13 protein-coding genes are annotated in these 19,539 nt (G+C 33.3%); all 13 read right to left on the bottom strand.

Annotated features, from left to right (window positions below):
• Positions 1-87 precede the first annotated feature (87 nt).
• The 13 genes from KEC48_RS07555 to KEC48_RS07500 all read right to left on the bottom strand — a co-directional run bounded on the left by KEC48_RS07555 (position 88) and on the right by KEC48_RS07500 (position 19,525).
• Positions 88-285: a DpnD/PcfM family protein gene (locus KEC48_RS07555; RefSeq protein ID WP_211965186.1), complete on the bottom strand. Its 198-nt coding sequence runs from the start codon at positions 283-285 to the stop codon at positions 88-90.
• Positions 286-401: 116 nt separating this feature from the next.
• A complete protein-coding gene (locus tag KEC48_RS07550) occupies positions 402-857 on the bottom strand; it encodes a hypothetical protein (RefSeq protein ID WP_211965185.1) in 456 nt (151 codons plus the stop codon).
• A 100-nt stretch (positions 858-957) separates the two neighbouring features.
• Positions 958-1,899, bottom strand: a complete 942-nt coding sequence (locus tag KEC48_RS07545; RefSeq protein ID WP_211965183.1) for a DUF3991 and TOPRIM domain-containing protein — start codon at positions 1,897-1,899, stop codon at positions 958-960.
• On the bottom strand, positions 1,877-2,188 hold the full coding sequence (locus tag KEC48_RS07540) for a hypothetical protein (RefSeq protein WP_211965182.1): 312 nt from the start codon (positions 2,186-2,188) through the stop codon (positions 1,877-1,879). The genes KEC48_RS07545 and KEC48_RS07540 overlap by 23 nt, the downstream gene beginning before the upstream one ends.
• Positions 2,189-2,492: 304 nt before the next feature.
• Complete coding sequence (locus KEC48_RS16175) at positions 2,493-5,009, bottom strand: SNF2-related protein (protein WP_249191433.1); 2,517 nt, start codon at positions 5,007-5,009, stop codon at positions 2,493-2,495.
• Between the two features lie 4,616 nt (positions 5,010-9,625).
• On the bottom strand, positions 9,626-9,928 hold the full coding sequence (locus KEC48_RS07530; protein ID WP_249191432.1) for a TnpV protein: 303 nt from the start codon (positions 9,926-9,928) through the stop codon (positions 9,626-9,628).
• 1,019 nt (positions 9,929-10,947) lie between these two features.
• Positions 10,948-12,453, bottom strand: a complete 1,506-nt coding sequence (locus KEC48_RS07525; RefSeq protein WP_211965179.1) for a DUF3800 domain-containing protein — start codon at positions 12,451-12,453, stop codon at positions 10,948-10,950.
• An 82-nt stretch (positions 12,454-12,535) separates the two neighbouring features.
• Positions 12,536-13,657 (bottom strand): DUF4062 domain-containing protein, encoded by a 1,122-nt coding sequence (locus KEC48_RS07520; RefSeq protein ID WP_211965178.1) that lies wholly within the window; start codon positions 13,655-13,657, stop codon positions 12,536-12,538.
• Between the two features lie 139 nt (positions 13,658-13,796).
• Positions 13,797-14,525 carry an LPD28 domain-containing protein gene (locus KEC48_RS07515; protein ID WP_211965177.1) on the bottom strand — a complete coding sequence of 243 codons (729 nt, stop codon included), beginning with the start codon at positions 14,523-14,525 and terminating at the stop codon, positions 13,797-13,799.
• On the bottom strand, positions 14,515-15,240 hold the full coding sequence (locus KEC48_RS07510; RefSeq protein ID WP_211965176.1) for a hypothetical protein: 726 nt from the start codon (positions 15,238-15,240) through the stop codon (positions 14,515-14,517). The genes KEC48_RS07515 and KEC48_RS07510 overlap by 11 nt, the downstream gene beginning before the upstream one ends.
• Positions 15,224-15,856 carry a hypothetical protein gene (locus KEC48_RS07505; RefSeq protein ID WP_211965175.1) on the bottom strand — a complete coding sequence of 211 codons (633 nt, stop codon included), beginning with the start codon at positions 15,854-15,856 and terminating at the stop codon, positions 15,224-15,226. The genes KEC48_RS07510 and KEC48_RS07505 overlap by 17 nt, the downstream gene beginning before the upstream one ends.
• A 74-nt stretch (positions 15,857-15,930) precedes the next feature.
• Positions 15,931-16,056 (bottom strand): hypothetical protein, encoded by a 126-nt coding sequence (locus KEC48_RS16335; RefSeq protein ID WP_283092222.1) that lies wholly within the window; start codon positions 16,054-16,056, stop codon positions 15,931-15,933.
• Positions 16,046-19,525 carry a SpaA isopeptide-forming pilin-related protein gene (locus KEC48_RS07500; RefSeq protein WP_211965174.1) on the bottom strand — a complete coding sequence of 1,160 codons (3,480 nt, stop codon included), beginning with the start codon at positions 19,523-19,525 and terminating at the stop codon, positions 16,046-16,048. The genes KEC48_RS16335 and KEC48_RS07500 overlap by 11 nt, the downstream gene beginning before the upstream one ends.
• Positions 19,526-19,539: the final 14 nt, after the last annotated feature.

Below are 19,539 nucleotides of genomic sequence, written 5' to 3'. Positions count from 1 at the left end.
AATGGGCAGTTATATCGCTATTATGTTTCCTTTAATAATTAATAATAAAATGTTATCTTATTTTAAGAATAGAATAGAAATCATAATTTATCTCTCATTATGATTCATTATTCTTGTTTCTTTTATGACATGAAAGTCTGTATCAATATAGTCATCTTCAGTTAGAATGATGTCTTCATTTTTGTATCTTTCTTTGATTTTTTGTTCAGCTTCTTCACGGGAATTAGCCGAAACGGTAATCTGTTTTTGCAAAGTTTCAGTAATTTCAACAAGATATTTCTTCATAGATATTCACTCCTTCTACATAATAAAACAGCCATTGTCTCATAGACGAATGGCTAAAAAATAGACTGATTCATTTTTGAACACACGAAAGGCCCATTAGTCATTGGATGATACGCTTATGAACTTTTTTTATTCTGTTCTTTACGATATTCATCTAATTCTTTTTTACTTATAATGCCATTATCAACAAGTGATTGAATGCATTCATCAGATTGCATTAATAAATCTATAGCATCATCACTTAATGAACAGATGAATTCAGGCATTTTTTTATTTTCAACATAGTAGTGTATAATTGTACCAGAAGCCAATACTCCACAGATATCGGGACAATCTGGAAGTTTCACTGGCTCATGGCACGGGCGAACTATTGAGATTTCATCATTGAGATATGCGTTTATCGCAAAGAGTGTATAGTCGTCAATCTTTGCAGGAAGTTTTTCAAAAATGTTCATCTTCAATGAAACGATACCAGCTAGTTTTGTATCAGATTCATTGGCAAGATAGTAATAATCAATAACATCATCTTTCTGTTCCTTTAGTATAATGGTCATTATTTTTATATTATCCATCAGTAAATCACCTCATCATTATTATGCAATATTTTTCTTTGAAAATGAATTGTACAAAATTAAAATTTGCATGTTTTTGGGGAAATCTTCTGCAATTGACTTATCTTTCCATGTCAGTATGAAATACTCTGGTCTGTAGTTCTTGATTAACATCTTTATATTTTTGTGGTGAGCAGTCAATGATTTTATACTGATTTTTTAAATGATATTGAATTTTTTTGACAGTGTCCTTTCCAGCTTTATCATTATCCATATGAAGAAATATGGAATTGATTTCATTGTTCTTTAAAAAATGATTAAGGGCTACAGGTATTTCAGTATCATGGATATTTTTCCCGATGAGAGTTGCTCCATCTATGGAAAGGTAATTATTGTTAAGATAATCTTTTTTATTTCCTTTTAGAATCGTCATATATGATAGCAAATCTATAGCTGATTCAAAGACATGCAGCTGATGACTATGCTCATTTTTAATGCAGAAACTGTATGCTTTATTACTTCCTGGAATGTTTTTTTTCATATCAGAATCTATTGAGCGTGTGCTTGCAAATTTAGGCATATGGCTTTCATCATATCCAACAAATACAACAGCATGATCATGTGCTGATTCATAGATGATTTTTTTCTTGATGCAATAATCTACTATGCTCTTATCGAGCTTTCGTTCATTGACAAGATAGCTGATAATCTTGTTGTCATTTTCGTAGCGATAGGGGAGGCGAAAATGATAACTAGATTTATTTGATTGAATAACTTTTGTTGGAGGTTGTTTATCAATCAGATCCTTTAGATATAATGCAGCATCTAAAAATTCCATACCTTCTACTTTAATGAGATATTGAAGTGCAGTTCGTCCTCCAATGTTCTGTGCCCACCAGCACCATAGACCATTGCTTATATGAAGCGAACCATGAGTGCGAGTCACATAATCATTTCTGCTCTTTTTAACAAGTTCCTGCGGTTCATAATTTTTGAGATAGGTTAGAAGGTCAAGCTCCTTGATTCTTGCTAGATCTTTTTTACTGATGAATCTTTTTGCCATTGTTAAGCTCCTTGCTATAACATTGATAGAGAAGATACAGAGCATCAATATAGTCCATTTCTTCAACGAAAACAAGATACTGGATGGCTGTTTTGCCATTAAGATGATGTGATTTCCATGCCCATCTATTCTTATAAATTATAAGACCATTATGCGTAATTGAATCATAATGGCTCTTATTTTTGATGATTGAATTTGGTTCGTATTGCTTTAAATATGACAGTAAATCAATTGTCTTGAGCTGTATGACATGTTCGATTGGTATCTTTTTTATAAGTTTTGTATTCATGTTCGGTTTCTCCTATATAAAACAACAACGAAAGATTTTTCGTTGCTGTTAAGATAATATTGATATTTGATTTAATAAAATAATAAATTTATATCCTAAAAAGGAAAACGTTACTGATGGCATTGAAATAAAAAAGAAGTAACGAAATTATTTATGTTACCTCTGTAGAGAATTCTGTATTGTTTATTCATATATCATTGTTCTAACAAGTTGCTGATATTATATCGTTTCATACAATATCATTAAAACGTTTAAATTTAAGTAACAAAGATACAGTATACACATTTTATGTCAATTTGAAAATTTATCTTTCATGATGACTGATAGTCTTATCTTGAATGACTTCTGATGATTTATCTAAAGGAACTATTTCTTTATCATTTTGATTTCCTATATCCAGCTCTTTGTTCAGTATAGCTAAACGAGATGACTTATCCTGCAGTTCCTGTTCTTTTTCAAATGGTCGAACAACTTCTTCCTTTGCATTATGAAATTGTTGTTCTACAGTTATCAGAAGGCTTCTTTCTGTCTCTAACTTTTTTGCAATTGAACTGATCTGATTATCGATTCTTGTAATGTTTCCGTAAACATCATTTCCTAGATCTATCATGTATGTTCCATTTTTCTTTAATGTCAATTGATGATAGGAATGGAACTGGTCATAGGAGAGGTGTAATTCAAAGCCACGATATTCACCGATTATTTTTTGATTCGATGATTTATCTTTCTCACATAAGATCAGTAATGCCTTTCCTGCAGTTTCCTTTTCCAAGTAAAAATGATTCTGTAATGTCATTCCACTAAATTCCTCAACAGGTGAAGTGCTGTCCAGATCTTTTTGATAGTCATTGATTTTTTCCTTGATAGAGGCAATTTTAGTTGGGTAATATTTAATAATTTTATCTTCTAAATCATATTTTTCGCTTAGATAATTAGCTTTTGCTAGTTTCAATCTATTGACCTGTATGTCGAGATCCATCTTTTCCTTTATCTTTGGATTTCCACTTGCGAGGGCTTTGATTTCAGCATAGCTTAACGTAACTTCATCTATATCTTCTGCTGAGCGGACAGGACTCTTTGATGTCTGTATCTGTGAAATAAACTTTTGCTTACTTTCTATAAGCTGGTATAAATAGCTATCAAATGTCTGTTCCGTTACATATCTATAGATTTCTACATCACTGTTTGTATTTCCCTGACGGATAATTCTTCCTGATCTTTGCTCCAGATCGCTTGGTCTCCAAGGACAATCGAGGTCATGAGAAGCTATCAGTAAATCTTGCACATTCGTACCAGCACCCATTTTAGCAGTAGATCCAAGCAGTATGCGGACACTTCCTTGCCTTACTTTTGAGAAGAGTTCTTTCTTTTTTGTATCTGTTGCAGCATCATGAATATAAGCAATCTCATTGGGTGGAATGCCATGTTCAATAAGTTTTTTGTAGATGTCATCATAAACATTTGTGTATGGAACTTGTTTATTTTGTTCCAGTTTCTCTAAAAATGCTTTAGAGGTTTTCTGTGGAGTAGACATGTCACAAAAAATAAGTTGAGTAGATTTTTTATCTTTGGTATCTTCATAGATGCGAATGACATTATCAATACACTCATTGACCTTGCTATGAGGGTTGTCATCAAGGGTTGGATCAATGAGTCTTTGATCGAGTGCAAGTTTTCTTCCATCATTGGTAATCTTTAGCATATTATCCACTGATGGATCGATATTTTCATTACGTATGGCTTCAGCTCTTTTTGCAAATTCAGCAACGATTTGTTTCTGTTCTTCACTTGGCTTGACTGCAATATTATGATAATGAGCAGTTGGAGTAGGGAGATTAAGCATATCTGCTGTTTTGATATCTGCTACTTCTTTGAACATGCTAATCAGTTCCGGCAGATTGAAGAATTTCGCAAATCTTGTCTTCATTCTGTAACCAGTTCCTTCTGGAGCCAATTCAATGGCTGTTACTGTTTCGCCAAATGTACTTGCCCAGCTATCAAAATGCTCCAGTCCATGTTCCTTTAATGTATTGTACTGGAGGTAACGCTGTATTGTGTACATTTCCGTCATGGAATTGGATATAGGAGTACCCGTTGCAAAGACAACACCTTTGCCACCTGTGATTTCATCTAGATATTGGCATTTCATGAACATATCGGAAGATTTTTGAGCATCTGTTTGGGTTAGACCTGCAACATTTCTCATTTTGGTATAAAGGAAAAGATTCTTATAGTTATGGCTTTCGTCAACAAATAATCTATCAATGCCAAGTTCCTCGAAGTAGATAACATCATCTTTTCTTTCATCACTGTTTAGTTTCTCTAGTCTTTTCTTTAAGCCTTTTTTAGTTCTTTCCAATTGTTTGACGGAGAATCTTTCACCACCATTTGCCTTGAGGTCCTGAATGCCGTTTGTTATGCTTTCGATTTGATCTTCAATGAGTTTACGTTGTCTTTCTACAGAGATAGGAATTTTTTCAAACTGTGAATGTCCAATGATAACTGCATCCCACTCACCAGTAGCAATACGTGAACAGAAGGTCTTTCGTTTGCTTTTTTCAAAATCCCTTTTTGTTGTTACAAGAATGTTTGCACTTGGATAGAGTCTTAGAAATTCAGAACCCCATTGTTCAATCAGATGGTTTGGTACAACGAACATCGCTTTTTGAGATAATCCAAGACGTTTTAATTCCATACACGCAGCAATCATTTCAAAAGATTTCCCTGCTCCAACTACGTGAGCAAGGAGTGTATTTCCACCGTAAAGTATGTGAGCAATCGCATCTTTCTGATGCTTTCTTAAACTGATTTCGTTGTTCATGTTTGGAAATTCCAGATGATCTCCGTTGTACTCACGAGGACGAATGGAATTGAACAGTTCATTATATCTTTTTACAAGATGTTCTCTGCGATCGTAATCTTTCCATATCCAGCTGATGAATGCTTCCTTGATAGCTTCTTGTTTTTGTTGAGCAATCATCGTTTCTTTTTTATTAAGAATAGCGACTTTCTTGCCTTCATCATCATATTCGTAATCGTAGATTTTTGTTGCCTTTAAATTTAAACAATCTTCAATGAGGCGATAGGCATTAGCTCTATGTGTCCCATACGTTTTTTCGGCTTTTGCATTGCCTCTATCCCAGTTCTTGTTCGATATATTCCAGTTTCCAGTAGCTTTTGAATAGGTAATATTGATTCTTGATTGAATAAAAGTAGAGGTCGATAGAAGTTCATGCATGAAATCTTCATAGATATTTTCAGGTATCCATGTTGCTCCAAGCCTTACTTCAATCTCTGAAGCGGACAGTTCATCAGGCATAGCCTGCTTTAATGCATCGATATTTTCCTGATAGATAGGATTGATGGATACTGCCATCTCTGCTACTTTCAATTTTTGGCGAATATTGCCACTCAAATATTCATCAGCAGTGATATAGACTTCGTTGTTATCATCAATGTCAGGAATTCGATAGATGACACCCTTTAAATCTTCTACCATTTTCTCTTTATTAAATCCTGTAAGCTGATTCATGTAATTAAAATCTATCTTTGCTTTTTCAGCTAGTGAAATCATAAGTGCTTCATTGGAAGTTTCAACACTTTCAACAGGAACATGTTTACGGATTGTACGTTTAGAAAACATGTCAGCTTTTGACTTAAGCGTACCATCTTCATTTAAGTTTTCCAGCGAACACAAAAGATAGTAGGAACTGTCATCACGGAAAGCTAAACTATTTCCACGGGAATTGATGAGTCCATATTTTTCTGTGAATGCATCATAAAGGATATTCAGTCTTTTCTGTTCGTTTTCAATAATCAGATCTTCAAAATCTTCTTTCTGATAGTCAATAACATTACGTACACAGTCACGAATTTCTATCATGCCAGTAATACGATTGCTTGCAGTTTCAGTCAGTTCCATTTTCGTCATGATGCTGTTTTCTCTGAAATAGATATCACCATCAATGAGCGTGTAGCTGAAGTTTTTTACTGTTGGATCTGCAGGTATCGTCACTATTTCTTCATTGGAATCTTCAATGACGTTATCATCGAAGATGATCTGATCCATCTTACCTTGGATATTTGAAACAGCTTTTTCAAGTGAATCCTTCAATGGAATATCATCAAAAGGAACAACGGTCAATTCATCACGTCCATACATTGACTTTGACATTTCAAAGTTTCCCAGTACCATGTCCGGATGGTTCTGGAAATAGGCATTATAGACAAAACCATTTGCATCCTCTTGTGTATATAGCCATGGTTCATCAACCACCATCGGTCTTTCACGTTTCTTCAAAAACACGATATCACTGACCGCTTTGGTGTTTGCACTTTCGCTGAATGTGGTATTAGGAAGTCTGATTGCACCTAACAGTTCAGCACGTTCATTAATATATTTTCTGACCGATGAATTAGCTTTGTCCATCGTGTATTTAGAAGTGACAAAGGCAATGATACCACCAGGTCTTACTTTATCCAGTGTCTTTGCAAAATAGTAATCATGGATATTGAAATTCAGTCTATCATATCTTTTATCAGATACCTTGAACTGTCCAAATGGAACATTACTGATGGCAACATCAAAGAAACTGTCCGGAAGATTTGTGTTTTCGTATCCATCTATCGTGATATTGGCTTTCTGATACAATTGTTTGGCAATTCTACCAGTAATCGAATCCAGTTCAATTCCATATAATTTGGAATCTTTCATATTTTCAGGCAATCTTCCTAAGAAGTTACCAGTCCCGCAGGCTGGCTCCAGTATATTTCCATACTTGAATCCAAGATTGTTCAAAGCAGAATAAATAGAATCGATCACGATAGGTGGGGTATAGAATGCAGTCAAAGTAGACTCTCTTGCCTGTGTATATTCTTCATCATTGAGAAGTGATTTCAGTTCTGTATATTCATTTGTCCAGTTTGATTTTGTCGAATCGAATACATCGCTTAAACCACCCCAGCCTACATATCGTGCAAGGATTTCCTGTTCTTCTGGTGTTGCGAGACGATTTTCTTTTTCTAAAGAAAAAAGCAGCATGATGGCTGCAATGTTGTTTCTATATCTTTCTTTAGGAGTCCCTGATCCAAGATGTTCATTATCAATGTGATAGTTGACTGGCTCTTCTTGAGATTTGTTCTGTTCAGCTTGATTGTTAAGCTTCTGAATAATGTCATTGCTATCAAATTCATGAGAATTTTTGATAGAATTGGTAAGATTATGTGCATTTGCATAATCTATGCGTTTGTCGTTAGGCATACTTGAATAAATGATTTCTCCATTATCATTATAATCCATATGATACGTGCCTATTTTTTCATCATTCATGTAAATTTGTTCAGATTCCAGATAATAATCTTTATCCTTAATATTTTGTATCCAGATCAAGGCATACTGAAGCATATCGTTCTGTAGGAATTCATTTGGATCATTATCAGTATCAAATTCAACATTGAGTAGAGGATTGCTGTAATAGATAGGGGTAATTGCCCTATCTGTGGAATCATAGAAAAACTTCATATGCGGTTCAGTTATCTCGATTCCATTAAGTTCATACCAGTGATACATTTCAATGATTTTCTCATCACTATTATAGAAAATAGTAAGAGGATGTTCTTCACTGTTTTTCGAATAAAATGTCATCATGTAGGACTGAACATCCAAAATATTAGGAACAAGACCATACAGTGCTTTATAAAGTTCTGATGTTTCTTGAACAGGTAATGTTGAAACATCATTATAGACCTTGTCGATAAGATGATCTATAACCTTTTCTCTGAAGACATCGTTGGTTGTATAAAGGTTGTAGATGTCTTCATCTGTCATGTTTATAGATGTCATGATGTCAATCATAGCTTCTCGAATCAGCAACTCTGCCTCATGTACATCTGTATCACGATTTCTTAATCGAGGGTAGTATTCACTTCGTTGAATCCTATCAATAAATACAGGAATATATTCATCAAGAAGCTGTTGTTCGCTAGTTTTATGATTATCTTCTTCGATTGCAACTAGTAATTTATCATTAAGTGGGTTTTCCTTTAAAAGAGATTTGAATTCTTCTCTTGATAGGTAATCAATAAATAAAGGAAATTCATCACTTTGGATAGCAATCTGATTTCCATCTTCGATGATGGTGTATTCATCAATTCCTTTATAAAAGGTATCTCCCACTTTCCAACGATAGTCTTTCTTGACATTTTCATCTGTACTGTTTTCTACGACAACACCTATTGGTTCATGATTTAACATTTTACGTTCGTATTCAAGCTGCTGCTCCATCTGCTTCTGAAGAAAAGCAGGGTATCCTTCCATTTCTTCCTCATTGAGATAACGATTTGTAGCAACAAGCTCACTGATTCTTTTAGCAATCTTCTTCCAGTTGAGTGTTATTGTTATTTCTTCTTTACCTATCTGTCGACTTCTGGAAAAGGTGATTCCTTTGTTGTCATGATTTATATTGATGAGACCTACTGCTGGTGCTGAGCCACCAGTTCCATATTCCTCTTTTAGAAATTTGGCATTTTCGCTTATTGATTGTTTTTTTTGCATTTGTTGATAGATTCTGTATTTTCCATCTACGAAGCCGCTGCCACGAACAAGGATACGATCAATCTCTTCTTGAGAAAAATAAATACCGTTTTTGAGCTGTTCCTCATTTTCATATATAGCTGTTTGCTGTTCTTCAACAGTTGGAATTTGAACACTAGGATCAAAATAACGCGATAGAATCATGCCATCTATTTCACTTTCTACAAGTGACCAACTGTAATCGCTAGATGCTTTCTGATTGTCATACGTTCCCATGTAGATATGCAGATGCTCATTCTCTTTCTTGAATCCAAGAATGACACCATCCACTTCCATTTCTACAATCTGGTCAGGATAAAAATCCTTTATAAACTGTATTCGTTTTTGTTGGTCTTGTTCATTGTTTAGAAATTCAATAATTTCAGTAGAGTTTTTTCTGAACTCATTTTTATATGAAAACAGATAATAGTCTACATTTCTATTCATTAATCCTTTTTCATAGGTCAATTGAATAGGAGTCATGCCTTTCTGTCTAGAATATAAATATTCGTCGTTCTCAATTAATTTTGCGACTTCCAATTGAAGCTGAAAGAAAGATAAATGAGATTTGGATTTTTTGTTTTGCCAGCTACCAGCCCATACATTAAGCCCGTTACCATCTTTCTTGTAACCAATATAAGAGAAGTCATTCTTTTCTGGATGTCTGAATGTTTCCACTAAGGTATCGTCATAGCACTCAGCAAGATAGTCGGCACGTTCCTTATCGTCTGTATGTGTTAAGAAAAATTGTCGAATCTCCTCACGAGTATGTTGCAGTTTCACATCTTCTCTTAATAATGCAGGTAAATCATGCAAATCAAAAGGTGGTAAAGCATTTTTTATTTCTTCACCACCTAATCCTAAATCTAATTGTAGATTATCTCTGCTAAGATTATTTCCTCGGCTTGTGCCTTCAGGTTGTTCATGTGCTGAACCCACTTCATCTGATGAGTTTCCTTGTCTGGAGCTGGCTGTTTCTTCAGCAATTCTTCCATCAGAACTTCCATTCTCTGTGTCGCTTCCTGGTCGACTGTTTTCAGATGCTCGTTCAGTTTGTTCTTTGCTCTCAATGTGAGAAGATGTGCCGGATAGTTTTCTTTGAGGTAATTGTATCTCATCCTTGCGAATCGGCTGTTTAAGATTGGTTCTTCTGCTTTCAGATTCGGCATCAGATAATCTCCCACTTGGTTGTATGTCAATTCTTTCATGTGTATCGCTCCTTTCGTTGGTTACACTTCTATTTTGTATCATTTGTTTGGACTGTTCAAATGTACGAATCATAATTTCTTTTGCTTTTGCAGAAATATCATTCATTCCTATTTCACATAGGTCACGACTTGCTGTTCCAAGCTGCATGATCATGTCAATGGAATTGAAATCTTTTATAGCATAGAAATCTTCAGCAGTAAAGTAATCATTAACATTCAATCCACTTCTATGAATGATCTCGAATGCTATGGAGTTTGCTAATAATGACTTAAATTCAGTCATGATTTCATGTTCTTCCATTTGCTCAAGTTCGCTGTCTTTTCGAAATTTGAATAGGGGAGAAAGGTAATCCTGTATATTATCTTCAGCAATGATAGATGACATTTCAATGATTGCATGTCCTAACTCTATAGAAGAATTCATATTTCCATACTTATTTTCAAGCATATGGATATATTCTAATTCATCTTTTATTTCTACTCTCCATAGATGGAGAGGCTTGAAGTTGGGACTTCGTGTATCCTTTATATCGAATACATATCTTAAGGTATTATCATCGTTTAAAAGAGCAATACCCTTAGAGCCTTTGCGTATCCATCGGCTATGTTTTTCATTCCATGTTTCAAAAGATGCACATGCAGTAGCATCAGGTCTTTGAGCATGGATTAGTAACTGATCCTGAAAAGGAAATTTGAACATGTGGGCTGATGTCTTTAAAAATGCCATCCAATTATAAGGGGACTTGGAAAGGTTTTCAGCTTGTTCAATCAAAAGTTCATGTATATATTCATATTTTGTTTTCAATGTTGAACCTCCTTTCGTTTGTATATAAAAAGAGATTCCTAGAAAAGTAGGAATCTCTTATATTATAAATTTATATTTTTGATTATAATATGTTATTCTTATTCTTCTTTATAAATTAAAATTATTTGCTAAATTTATATTTCTGAAGAACAGATAATTATAAATTTTTTTATAATCAAAGTATATCTACATAATATTTTCCGTTAATATTGGAAAATATTACTTTGGTAGGAAAAAGATTCATCCCGTTGGCTGCCATTTCAGCAACGACGCAAGCCCATTCACTTAGTTCATTTGGAAGTCGAAAGCACTTAGGTTCTCCATGTTGAAGAATAGTTACTGTTGGAGTGAGTTTGCAATCAACTCCTACAGATAATACTTCAAAAGTTTGAGAACCTTCATATAGTGGTAAAAGAGCTTGTTTTTTTGAATCGAAATATATCTTTGCACCTCTTTGATTTAAAAATGATTCTTCATCAAAGGGAATTATAGGATCGATTGATAATTTACATCTTCTTTGATTAAAATAATTTTCTAATTGTTTACAAGCAAATGCATTAAAATATTCACCTTGCATGTCTATATGAGCCTGAATTTTCTCAACAGATTCAAAATGATTCATGAAGTTGAGCAATGCAATAAATACAACCAAATCATCTGAATAAATACCAGAATATGATTTGTACCAGGCAGGCTGCCATTCACAAATAAGAAGGTATAGTTTTTTATAAAGCTCTAATTGAATTTCATTCAATTGAAACCAAGATTTATCCAAAATTTTTTTGTGGGTACCTTCATCAAGGGAATGGTATCGTAAAGAATCACATATACCTTTCAATAGTTTAGAAATAATTCCTGCCATCATATCTGCTATACGAAGACCTGAATAATCCATGGAATTGACCTCGCATGAATTATCCAGTCCAGCTTCATGAGCCGCTATTAAGGTTTTACTTTCTTGATCTACTTTACCTTCTTTATCAATTAACAATAAATAATTTTGTATATCTTTTTCTTGTAGATATTTTTTGAACCCATCAAAGGGCATATGATAATCCCAATCAAGCTTTGGACTATTTGAAATTCCATCTAATATGAATAAAATTTGTTGAAATGCAATCGTCTCAGTCTGCTTTAATTCTGGGTTAGTTTTGTTGTATTCAATTCTATTTTGAAAAAAATTTTTTAATTCCTCTAGAAAATTTTCTGGTGAATCATAGAGACACTTAATGATTTCTTTTGGACGATACACAACGAGAGCTTTTGTAATGGAATATTTCATTAAATCTACATCAATAAGATAACTGTTTCGATAATCTTGAAAAAGTTGTAATATAAGGTATTCTATCTTACTGGAAACAGAAAAGTAAATATGAATATTTTTGTCAAAAAGTGACAAAAAATCATATGCAAATTGTGCGTTTTGTTTGTTGAGGGATGCAAACCCATACTTGAATTGTTTTTGCTTAAACATAGTGCTTTTGATTTCACCATTGCGATCTTTTCTGTTTTCATATTTGGTTTCAAAAGCAGCATAACGTTGCAGAATATTATCTTCCTTAGTTGACCATCCTATAATCATTGTTACAAAATTATCATAATAATTAGAGGCACTTATCGTCTTGTAGTTAATTTTTCGGCTATGTTCAGATTCATCATAATAGAAATTATATTTGGACATTCTATATTACCACCTATACATAAATTATAATTTAGATACTTAGCAAACTGGAAAATGAGAATATTTTAAGTATATAGAAATTTTAATCTGCAAACTCTTTTAACTCGTCAAAAGGGTCTTTTGAAGTATCTATTCCCATATTATCTTTCAACCAATCTGCTTTATTATAACCAGTTCCTGTCAATTCAAATATTTCACCTTTATATCCTACAGCTTTAACCCAACCCCATTCTATAAGTCGGTCTAACGCCTCTATCCATCTTGCCGATTCTCTTCTTGAGTTATCAGCTGGAAACTGTTTACCCGATGTAATAATCTTAGTAGGTGAGCTAATTGTCTGCATCTTTATGATTTGTCCATCACCGTCAGCTGCATATACTAACAGAATAGCTGAATCTACAGGAATATTGCCAACATCATTTTGACCTATAACTGACTTGTTTCTTTTTGTATATCCAGAATTTAGTGTCTCATTTTCAATTTGAAAAAATTTATCGATATCTTCATTTGTTACTGTAGGAATTTCTTCCCATTTTACTTGATTATTCTCTAGATCAATGAGTCTACTACTAAATTGAGAAAGCATTTTTTTCATATCTTCTAATCCTTTTTGTTGATGTTCTACAAGTTCAGCATTAACTTTATTGCGCTCTTCTGCCTCTTCATTAATTACATCTACTATATCTCGATATCGAACCCATCCTGCATTATCATCAACATAATCAATGGCATTCTTAAATGTCGGTGATGCCACATATTTTAAACTGTTTAAGTCTGTGAAAAAATCAACAGTATTTCCATCGTTCATGACCTTTTCTCTGAACTCATCAAGTTTTTTCATTTTATCATATTTGTCGTCACCAGCATCCCTTTCATTTTCAGTAATAGCTGAAGGTTCCTTAATCAATACAAGTACTGGTAGTCCCTTAGTTTTTGCATAATTGTATTCTTTTTCTGTGTAACTTATACCAGTTGCTTCATCGATTGATCCGTACCGACCTCCAATAACAAGAAGGTAACAATCGCACTCATCAATCATCTTTGTTATAACATTCCATTGGTTTGTAGGAGCAGCATGAAATTGCTCCATTCCTACAGGTATAAAATTGTTCTCTAGTGCTACACCTACCAATGCTTGTCTTTCTTTTTTTAGATCTTCATAAGTAGAGCTTATAAAGATAGAAAACTTTCGTATATTCTTCATATCAATATTCTCCTCATATATTTGTTTTTATCATTTAATAGTATAATTGATTGTTCCAAAAGTCGTATTTTAACAACTTTAAAAATTCTAATTTAACTAGTTAAATTATCTCATGAGAAAAATTTATTTACAATATGAATTAACGAAAGTGATTAATTTTCACAATAGGATGTTTTTTAAGATAATCAAAAATCGAAATACTTTTAGAATCAGCAAATAATATATCTTTAGTCTCATCTACATTTCTATAACAATGATGTAATCCTATCTTCTTTGTAGTCAATATGGTTCCCCAGAAATTAACATGAATAGATTTTCCTATCATTGTAATTATTCCATCTTGATTATCATCGCACTGGCACTCATATTTGTATACTCCTTTTGGAAGAACTTTACTGTTAATTCGATAAGGTGTGAATAACGCATGCTTATTAAAAATTGTTATTTCCTGAAATCTTATATCTTCCAGTTTTATCTTTTGTGGGTTGGGTATATTATTGTTTTTACTATTGTTATAGAGTTGATATAGATTTCCTTTGACCAGTATGTCTGAAATCGAATGAATCTGATGTTCATTTATTGATGTACTTAGACATTTATCAAATCCTTCTTCATGATTAAGGTACTGAAATGCTCTAAATACGTCCATGATGTAATCATTTTTATCAACGATTTGAGCTAGATATTTTAAATTTTCGTTACTTTGATATGTGAACTTGAATCTTACATGAGTAAATTTAACATCATAAGGATAATATCCTAACTTGCGTAGAGAATTAGAAACATGATCATATCCTTTTGAAAGGTCGATATATACTTTCTTATCATCATTCTGTAATATCATCTTGAATGAATTTTCATCGCTCATATTTCTTTGTTCCTTTGATTGGCTTTGTTTTATTTCTTTCAAATTCAAGATGTTTGTTTAGAATGACTTGACATCGCTCTTTATAATCCTTGAAAGCATCTGTGTAACTTGAAAAATAATGACCAGCATAATATCCATATTTTCTGTTAGGTGTAGTATCCCATGTCACATAAGGTGATGGGGAGATAGAGCTATGTCCTAGAACAATCGCTCTGCTTCCAATACTTGTTTCAGCAATAATTTTATATGGTCCATTTGCTTCATGATAGAGATCAGAAATATCTATATGTTCTGAACTATATAATGAAATGACTTGTGAAGTGATTCCATTTTGTTGAGAGTAGTATAGATATTTTTGAAGACCATCCATATGAAAAATGTCGTCACGCCAGTTATCGATGGTATACCAGATGCCACAATGCTCATCTATTGTCATATATTCTATCTCAAACCCATTTTCAAGATCATCCAATAGATAGTCCTCAATGTTATAGTCCCAGCTGGGAACTTTCTGGTATTCTGTTTTTGCTTGAATATTTTCACGAATGCATCTGATTTCATCAGGATCATTTTGAGATACAGCTATTGCCTGAAATCCAATTGTTCCATCTTCATTTTTAAGTGACAGAACTTGACTGATAATCATATCAAATTCTTCTTTGTCCCTGAATATTTGATAGGTGTTATTGATGAAATCATTAACTTCTTTCTTCATTTTTTAATCCCCTATCTAGAATCTTATAGCCTAGTTCGTTTCTGATCTGATATATATCTATCATGTGATTATTGACTTCTATCATACTTTTTATAAGTTTTTTAGATGATTCAAGCGTAAATTTGCCTAGCAATTCATGAACAAAATCAGGAAATAGTGCGCCACTGTAATGGGAAAGAAGGGTAGAGGAAATCCCTGTTTCATGGCAGAATTCAAGATAGTCGATGGTTCCGTCACTAAAATATTCAATGTTGTCATAATAGGTATTTATGAATTCCCATACTGCAATATGAAAGGCGATGGATATATAAACAATCTTGTATCCTTTATTCAATTGCTGAAGCACGTATCCCTCAACACATTCATCAAACAACTCTCTATATTTTTGTTTGTCATAACGAATGTTTTGAAGAGGAATAGTTCTGGCTCTTGCCTTTGGTCGAAACAGATAGGCTTTGGATGGATCAGTTTTATCTGAAACTCCTGCAGTATAATAATATTTTCCATTGATTTCCTTGGCGAGAATAAAGTCTACATGTGGATATTCATACAACTTTGAATGATTTATTTCACTGAGAACATTTTCCAGATGTTCTATTCTATTTTTTAAAAGCATAGTTTTCATTCCTTTCCTTTATCTAAAAACAGGCAGCGATGATGCCACCTGTTTTTAATAATTAATTGTTATTATTATTGTTTTTGTTTCATTTCAATGAGTTTTTTTTTTTGTCTTTTGACTTTGACATATATCTTGATGCCTAAAACAGCTATCATGATTGATAATGTTACTGTTATAATCCATAGGCTACTGTTCATTCATGTCACCATCTTTCTTTTTTGATTTTCTTAATATCACTAGGGTTGCGATTCCTGCCATTGCCATGACTGCTAGATATAATCCTGTTTGAGAATCATCTCCTGTCTTGACAACAGTTGCCTTAGGTTGATCCTTCATAACAACTTTTTGAACTTCTCCAGTATCAGCAATAGTAAATTCCACATCACTGGCAACTTCATATCCTACTGGGGCAAGATCTTCATGTAGGATATAAATTTTTCCTACTTCCAGTCCTTCGATTCGATGTGGTTCTTTCTCTGAAGTCCATTGTTCAATCACTTCTCCTGTTTCCTTATCAGTCAAAGTGAGTTTGGCACCTTCGATTTCTTTTTCATTTGTTGCATCGACCTTTGAAATATCTACTTTTGTGATTTCATCTTTCATAGTCACTTTTGTTGGAGTTCCATCAGCATTGACTGTAAAAGTCACATCACTGGCTGTTGCATAACCAATAGGTGCCAAGTCTTCATGAAGTGTGTATTCTTCATTGACTAACAAGCCTCTGATGATATGTGGTTCATTTCCTGAAATCCATGTTTCTACAAGATTTCCTTCTTTATCAAATAATGATAACTGAGCTCCTGGCAGTTCTTTTTCATCAGTTGCACTGACTTTAGAAATTTCAGCTGTTGTTTTTTCATTTTCTATATTGATTTCTTTTGTATAGATAATTTTATCACTGTGATCATAGCTTAAATCAATATCATAAACAGTATCGTTTGGTACATATCCTTCAAGAGTCTGAACTTCTTTCAATTCATATTTTCCTAATGGAAGATTTCCAATATGGATTTCTCCAAGTTCATTGGTTACATATAATCCGTTTTCAGAAATATCTACGGATACTTTATCACCAGCTTTATACAGTAATGTATTTCTTCCATCTAATGAATAGATATCTTCCTTTGCTGTTAATTCAAATGTAATGCCACCTAATGGTTCTTTTGTATCCTTGTCAGTCTTAAATAAGTCAATCTGTCCATATGGAGCAATATTTGTTACATTGATTTCATGAGTATATTCCTTAGTTGTTGTATCTTCTGCTTTAAAGATAATGTCATGTACAGTTTCATCTAAAACATACCCTTCATTTGTCAATGTTTCTTTAAGTCGATATTCACCCATGAATAGATCGTCAATAATGATCTGTCCATTGACATCGGTTTTTCCTTTAGCAACAGCTTCGCCTTTTTTGAAAAGAATAGATCCATCTATTGCAGAAACAATATCATTTTTAGCAGTTAGCAGATATTCAACATCAGCCATGGCCTTACCAGTTTCTTTATCCGTTTTGTTGATGATGATCTTACCTTTTGGCTGAGCATTGGCTACTTTTACTGTAAGAATAGGTGCTTTATCATCGTCTACGTCATAATCATATTGATTAGTGATAGTAAAAGTAATCGGTTCTTTCAAATCTAAAAATCCTTCAGGAACTTTGATTTCTTCAATTGTATATGCTCCTGCATCCAATTCTAATGGTAAAGTCACTTCTCCTAGTTCACCAAAAGGAACAGCTATCTGATTCTTTGAATTTGTTGTAAAAGTATCAATTTTTTGTCCAGCGACTTTTTGAACAACATAGTTACCCTTACTGTCCTTGATTTTAAAGCTTGCACCATTTAAAGTGACTGTCTTTCCTGTTTCTTCATCAATTTTTACAAGTTTTAATTGTGAAGTGAATGGTCTATTGTTGATATTGATAATCTTGATTTGTTCAATATCTTCATATTCTGTGTAATCATCAGTCACTGAAATAGTAAAGTCTGGCGCAGTGATATAGTCCTTTGGAGTCTTTGTTTCTTTGACCAAATATTCTCCATGAGGAAGATATGGAGTCGTAGCACGACCATTTTCATCAGTAGTGATGATTGCATATGTTGTTGCATTATCCCATCCAACGTGATCAACTTCAGATTTCAATTTAAAGGTAAATTCTGCTCCTTGTAATCCTTTCACAATACCAGAAATTCCATCTTTTTCACCTGATTTGAACACCTGAATTTTTTGCATGTTGACACGATTTGATGTATCTGCTTTTTTGACAACTTTAGAAACTGTCTGATCTTGATACTCAAGAGAAACATTGATAATAGAAGTATTTAAAACCAATGAATCATTTGATGATATTTCCTTGATGTAATAATTACCTAGAGGAAGATTGTCCCAAGTGATTTTTCCATCTTTGTTTGTTTCCTTGGCTGATACTAAAGCATCTTTTTCATAATATGTTTTTGTACCAGCTTTATTCGTGATTCTTTCATTGGCATGCAATTCATAAGTATTGCCTTCCAATGTTGCATCACCGATTAAACCATTTGTTTTAGAAGAATCGATAGATTTTGTTAATTCTATCTTTCCAGTTGGTTCGTTATTAGTAAATTCAATAGAAGTTGTTTCATTGGCTTTGATTGTAAAAGTTTTCTCTGATACATTGATCAGATAACCGTTACCTGCTTTTGTTTCTACTGCTTTGTATTCACCAGGAACTAATCTATCTAATTTGATTTTTCCATTTTTATCAGTTGTGTGCGTTTCATCAAAACCATTAGGTCCAGTGATACGATAAGATGTTTCAGCAACTGTAGATGTTTTATCATCATTGTATTTTGTTAATTCTAATTTACCGAATTTATTAACTACAACATTTAATTTGACTTCCAAATTATTATCTACTTTGAAACTGGCAACACTTTGGCAATCTGGAGATGTATAAACAATGCTTGTACCAGTTTCATTAGCTGGAATATTTTTCTTTAAGGTGATAGTGACTTCATCAGACGCATCAGGTTTTCCATTGATGATCAGATTGTTATCTTGAATGGATACATCTAATCCGCCGTTATCTGTAATAACCATATCGTTTAATACACCATTTGAATCTGCTAATGTGATGCTTCTATCGGCATCAACTGTCTGTGTAGTATCTGTAAATGACGGTGTTACATAATATCTATCGACATCTGCTAAAATTTGATTCCATGCAGCTTGGGTGCTTGCAAAGTTTGGAGTTGTATTGGTACGAACATATTTAAGGCTATCATCTTCATGGATGACTCTCCAAATAAGTCCTTGGGTAATAGCATACCAGTCTCTATCAGTTCTTCCTGGTACCTTAGTCCCATAATAAGCAATAAGGCTTAGTTTTTTTGCTTTTTCTTCACTGATGCCTACATCAGCAAAAGTTCCCTGTGTAACTGTTTTTCCGCTTCTAAATGTTTCATGATAATTGACGCAGAAAACAGGTTCATTGTTAACCATTAGATATCCTTCTGTTCCCTCGGTTTGTTCAGTATCAGGATAAGCTAATTTCCATTCTGGATATCTTATTGAACTGGTTATTCCAGTTAATGCACTAGCATTAATTGTCATGCTTCCCATGATGGTTACAGTACTAGCAAGGCATAGTATTGTCTTTTTGAAATATTTCTTTATTCGGCTAATCATAGTTCTTCTCCTTT

It is taken from the genome of Clostridium sp. C1, from assembly GCF_018223625.1.
In the GTDB taxonomy this organism is placed as follows: Bacteria; Bacillota_I; Bacilli_A; order Erysipelotrichales; family Coprobacillaceae; genus Allocoprobacillus.
This window is presented reverse-complemented; position numbering and strand designations above follow the sequence as displayed.

Excerpts from the sequence above, each read along its gene's own strand:
- KEC48_RS07515 (WP_211965177.1), bottom strand. The coding sequence starts at position 14,525 with ATGAGCGATGAAAATTCATTCAAGATGATATTACAGAATGATGATAAG.
- KEC48_RS07530 (WP_249191432.1), bottom strand. The coding sequence starts at position 9,928 with ATGCCGAATCTGAAAGCAGAAGAACCAATCTTAAACAGCCGATTCGCA.
- KEC48_RS07520 (WP_211965178.1), bottom strand. The coding sequence starts at position 13,657 with ATGAAGAATATACGAAAGTTTTCTATCTTTATAAGCTCTACTTATGAA.
- KEC48_RS07555 (WP_211965186.1), bottom strand. The coding sequence starts at position 285 with ATGAAGAAATATCTTGTTGAAATTACTGAAACTTTGCAAAAACAGATT.
- KEC48_RS07505 (WP_211965175.1), bottom strand. The coding sequence starts at position 15,856 with ATGCTTTTAAAAAATAGAATAGAACATCTGGAAAATGTTCTCAGTGAA.
- KEC48_RS16335 (WP_283092222.1), bottom strand. The coding sequence starts at position 16,056 with ATGAACAGTAGCCTATGGATTATAACAGTAACATTATCAATCATGATA.
- KEC48_RS16175 (WP_249191433.1), bottom strand. The coding sequence starts at position 5,009 with ATGAACAACGAAATCAGTTTAAGAAAGCATCAGAAAGATGCGATTGCT.
- KEC48_RS07545 (WP_211965183.1), bottom strand. The coding sequence starts at position 1,899 with ATGGCAAAAAGATTCATCAGTAAAAAAGATCTAGCAAGAATCAAGGAG.
- KEC48_RS07540 (WP_211965182.1), bottom strand. The coding sequence starts at position 2,188 with ATGAATACAAAACTTATAAAAAAGATACCAATCGAACATGTCATACAG.
- KEC48_RS07500 (WP_211965174.1), bottom strand. The coding sequence starts at position 19,525 with ATGATTAGCCGAATAAAGAAATATTTCAAAAAGACAATACTATGCCTT.
- KEC48_RS07510 (WP_211965176.1), bottom strand. The coding sequence starts at position 15,240 with ATGAAGAAAGAAGTTAATGATTTCATCAATAACACCTATCAAATATTC.
- KEC48_RS07550 (WP_211965185.1), bottom strand. The coding sequence starts at position 857 with ATGGATAATATAAAAATAATGACCATTATACTAAAGGAACAGAAAGAT.
- KEC48_RS07525 (WP_211965179.1), bottom strand. The coding sequence starts at position 12,453 with ATGTCCAAATATAATTTCTATTATGATGAATCTGAACATAGCCGAAAA.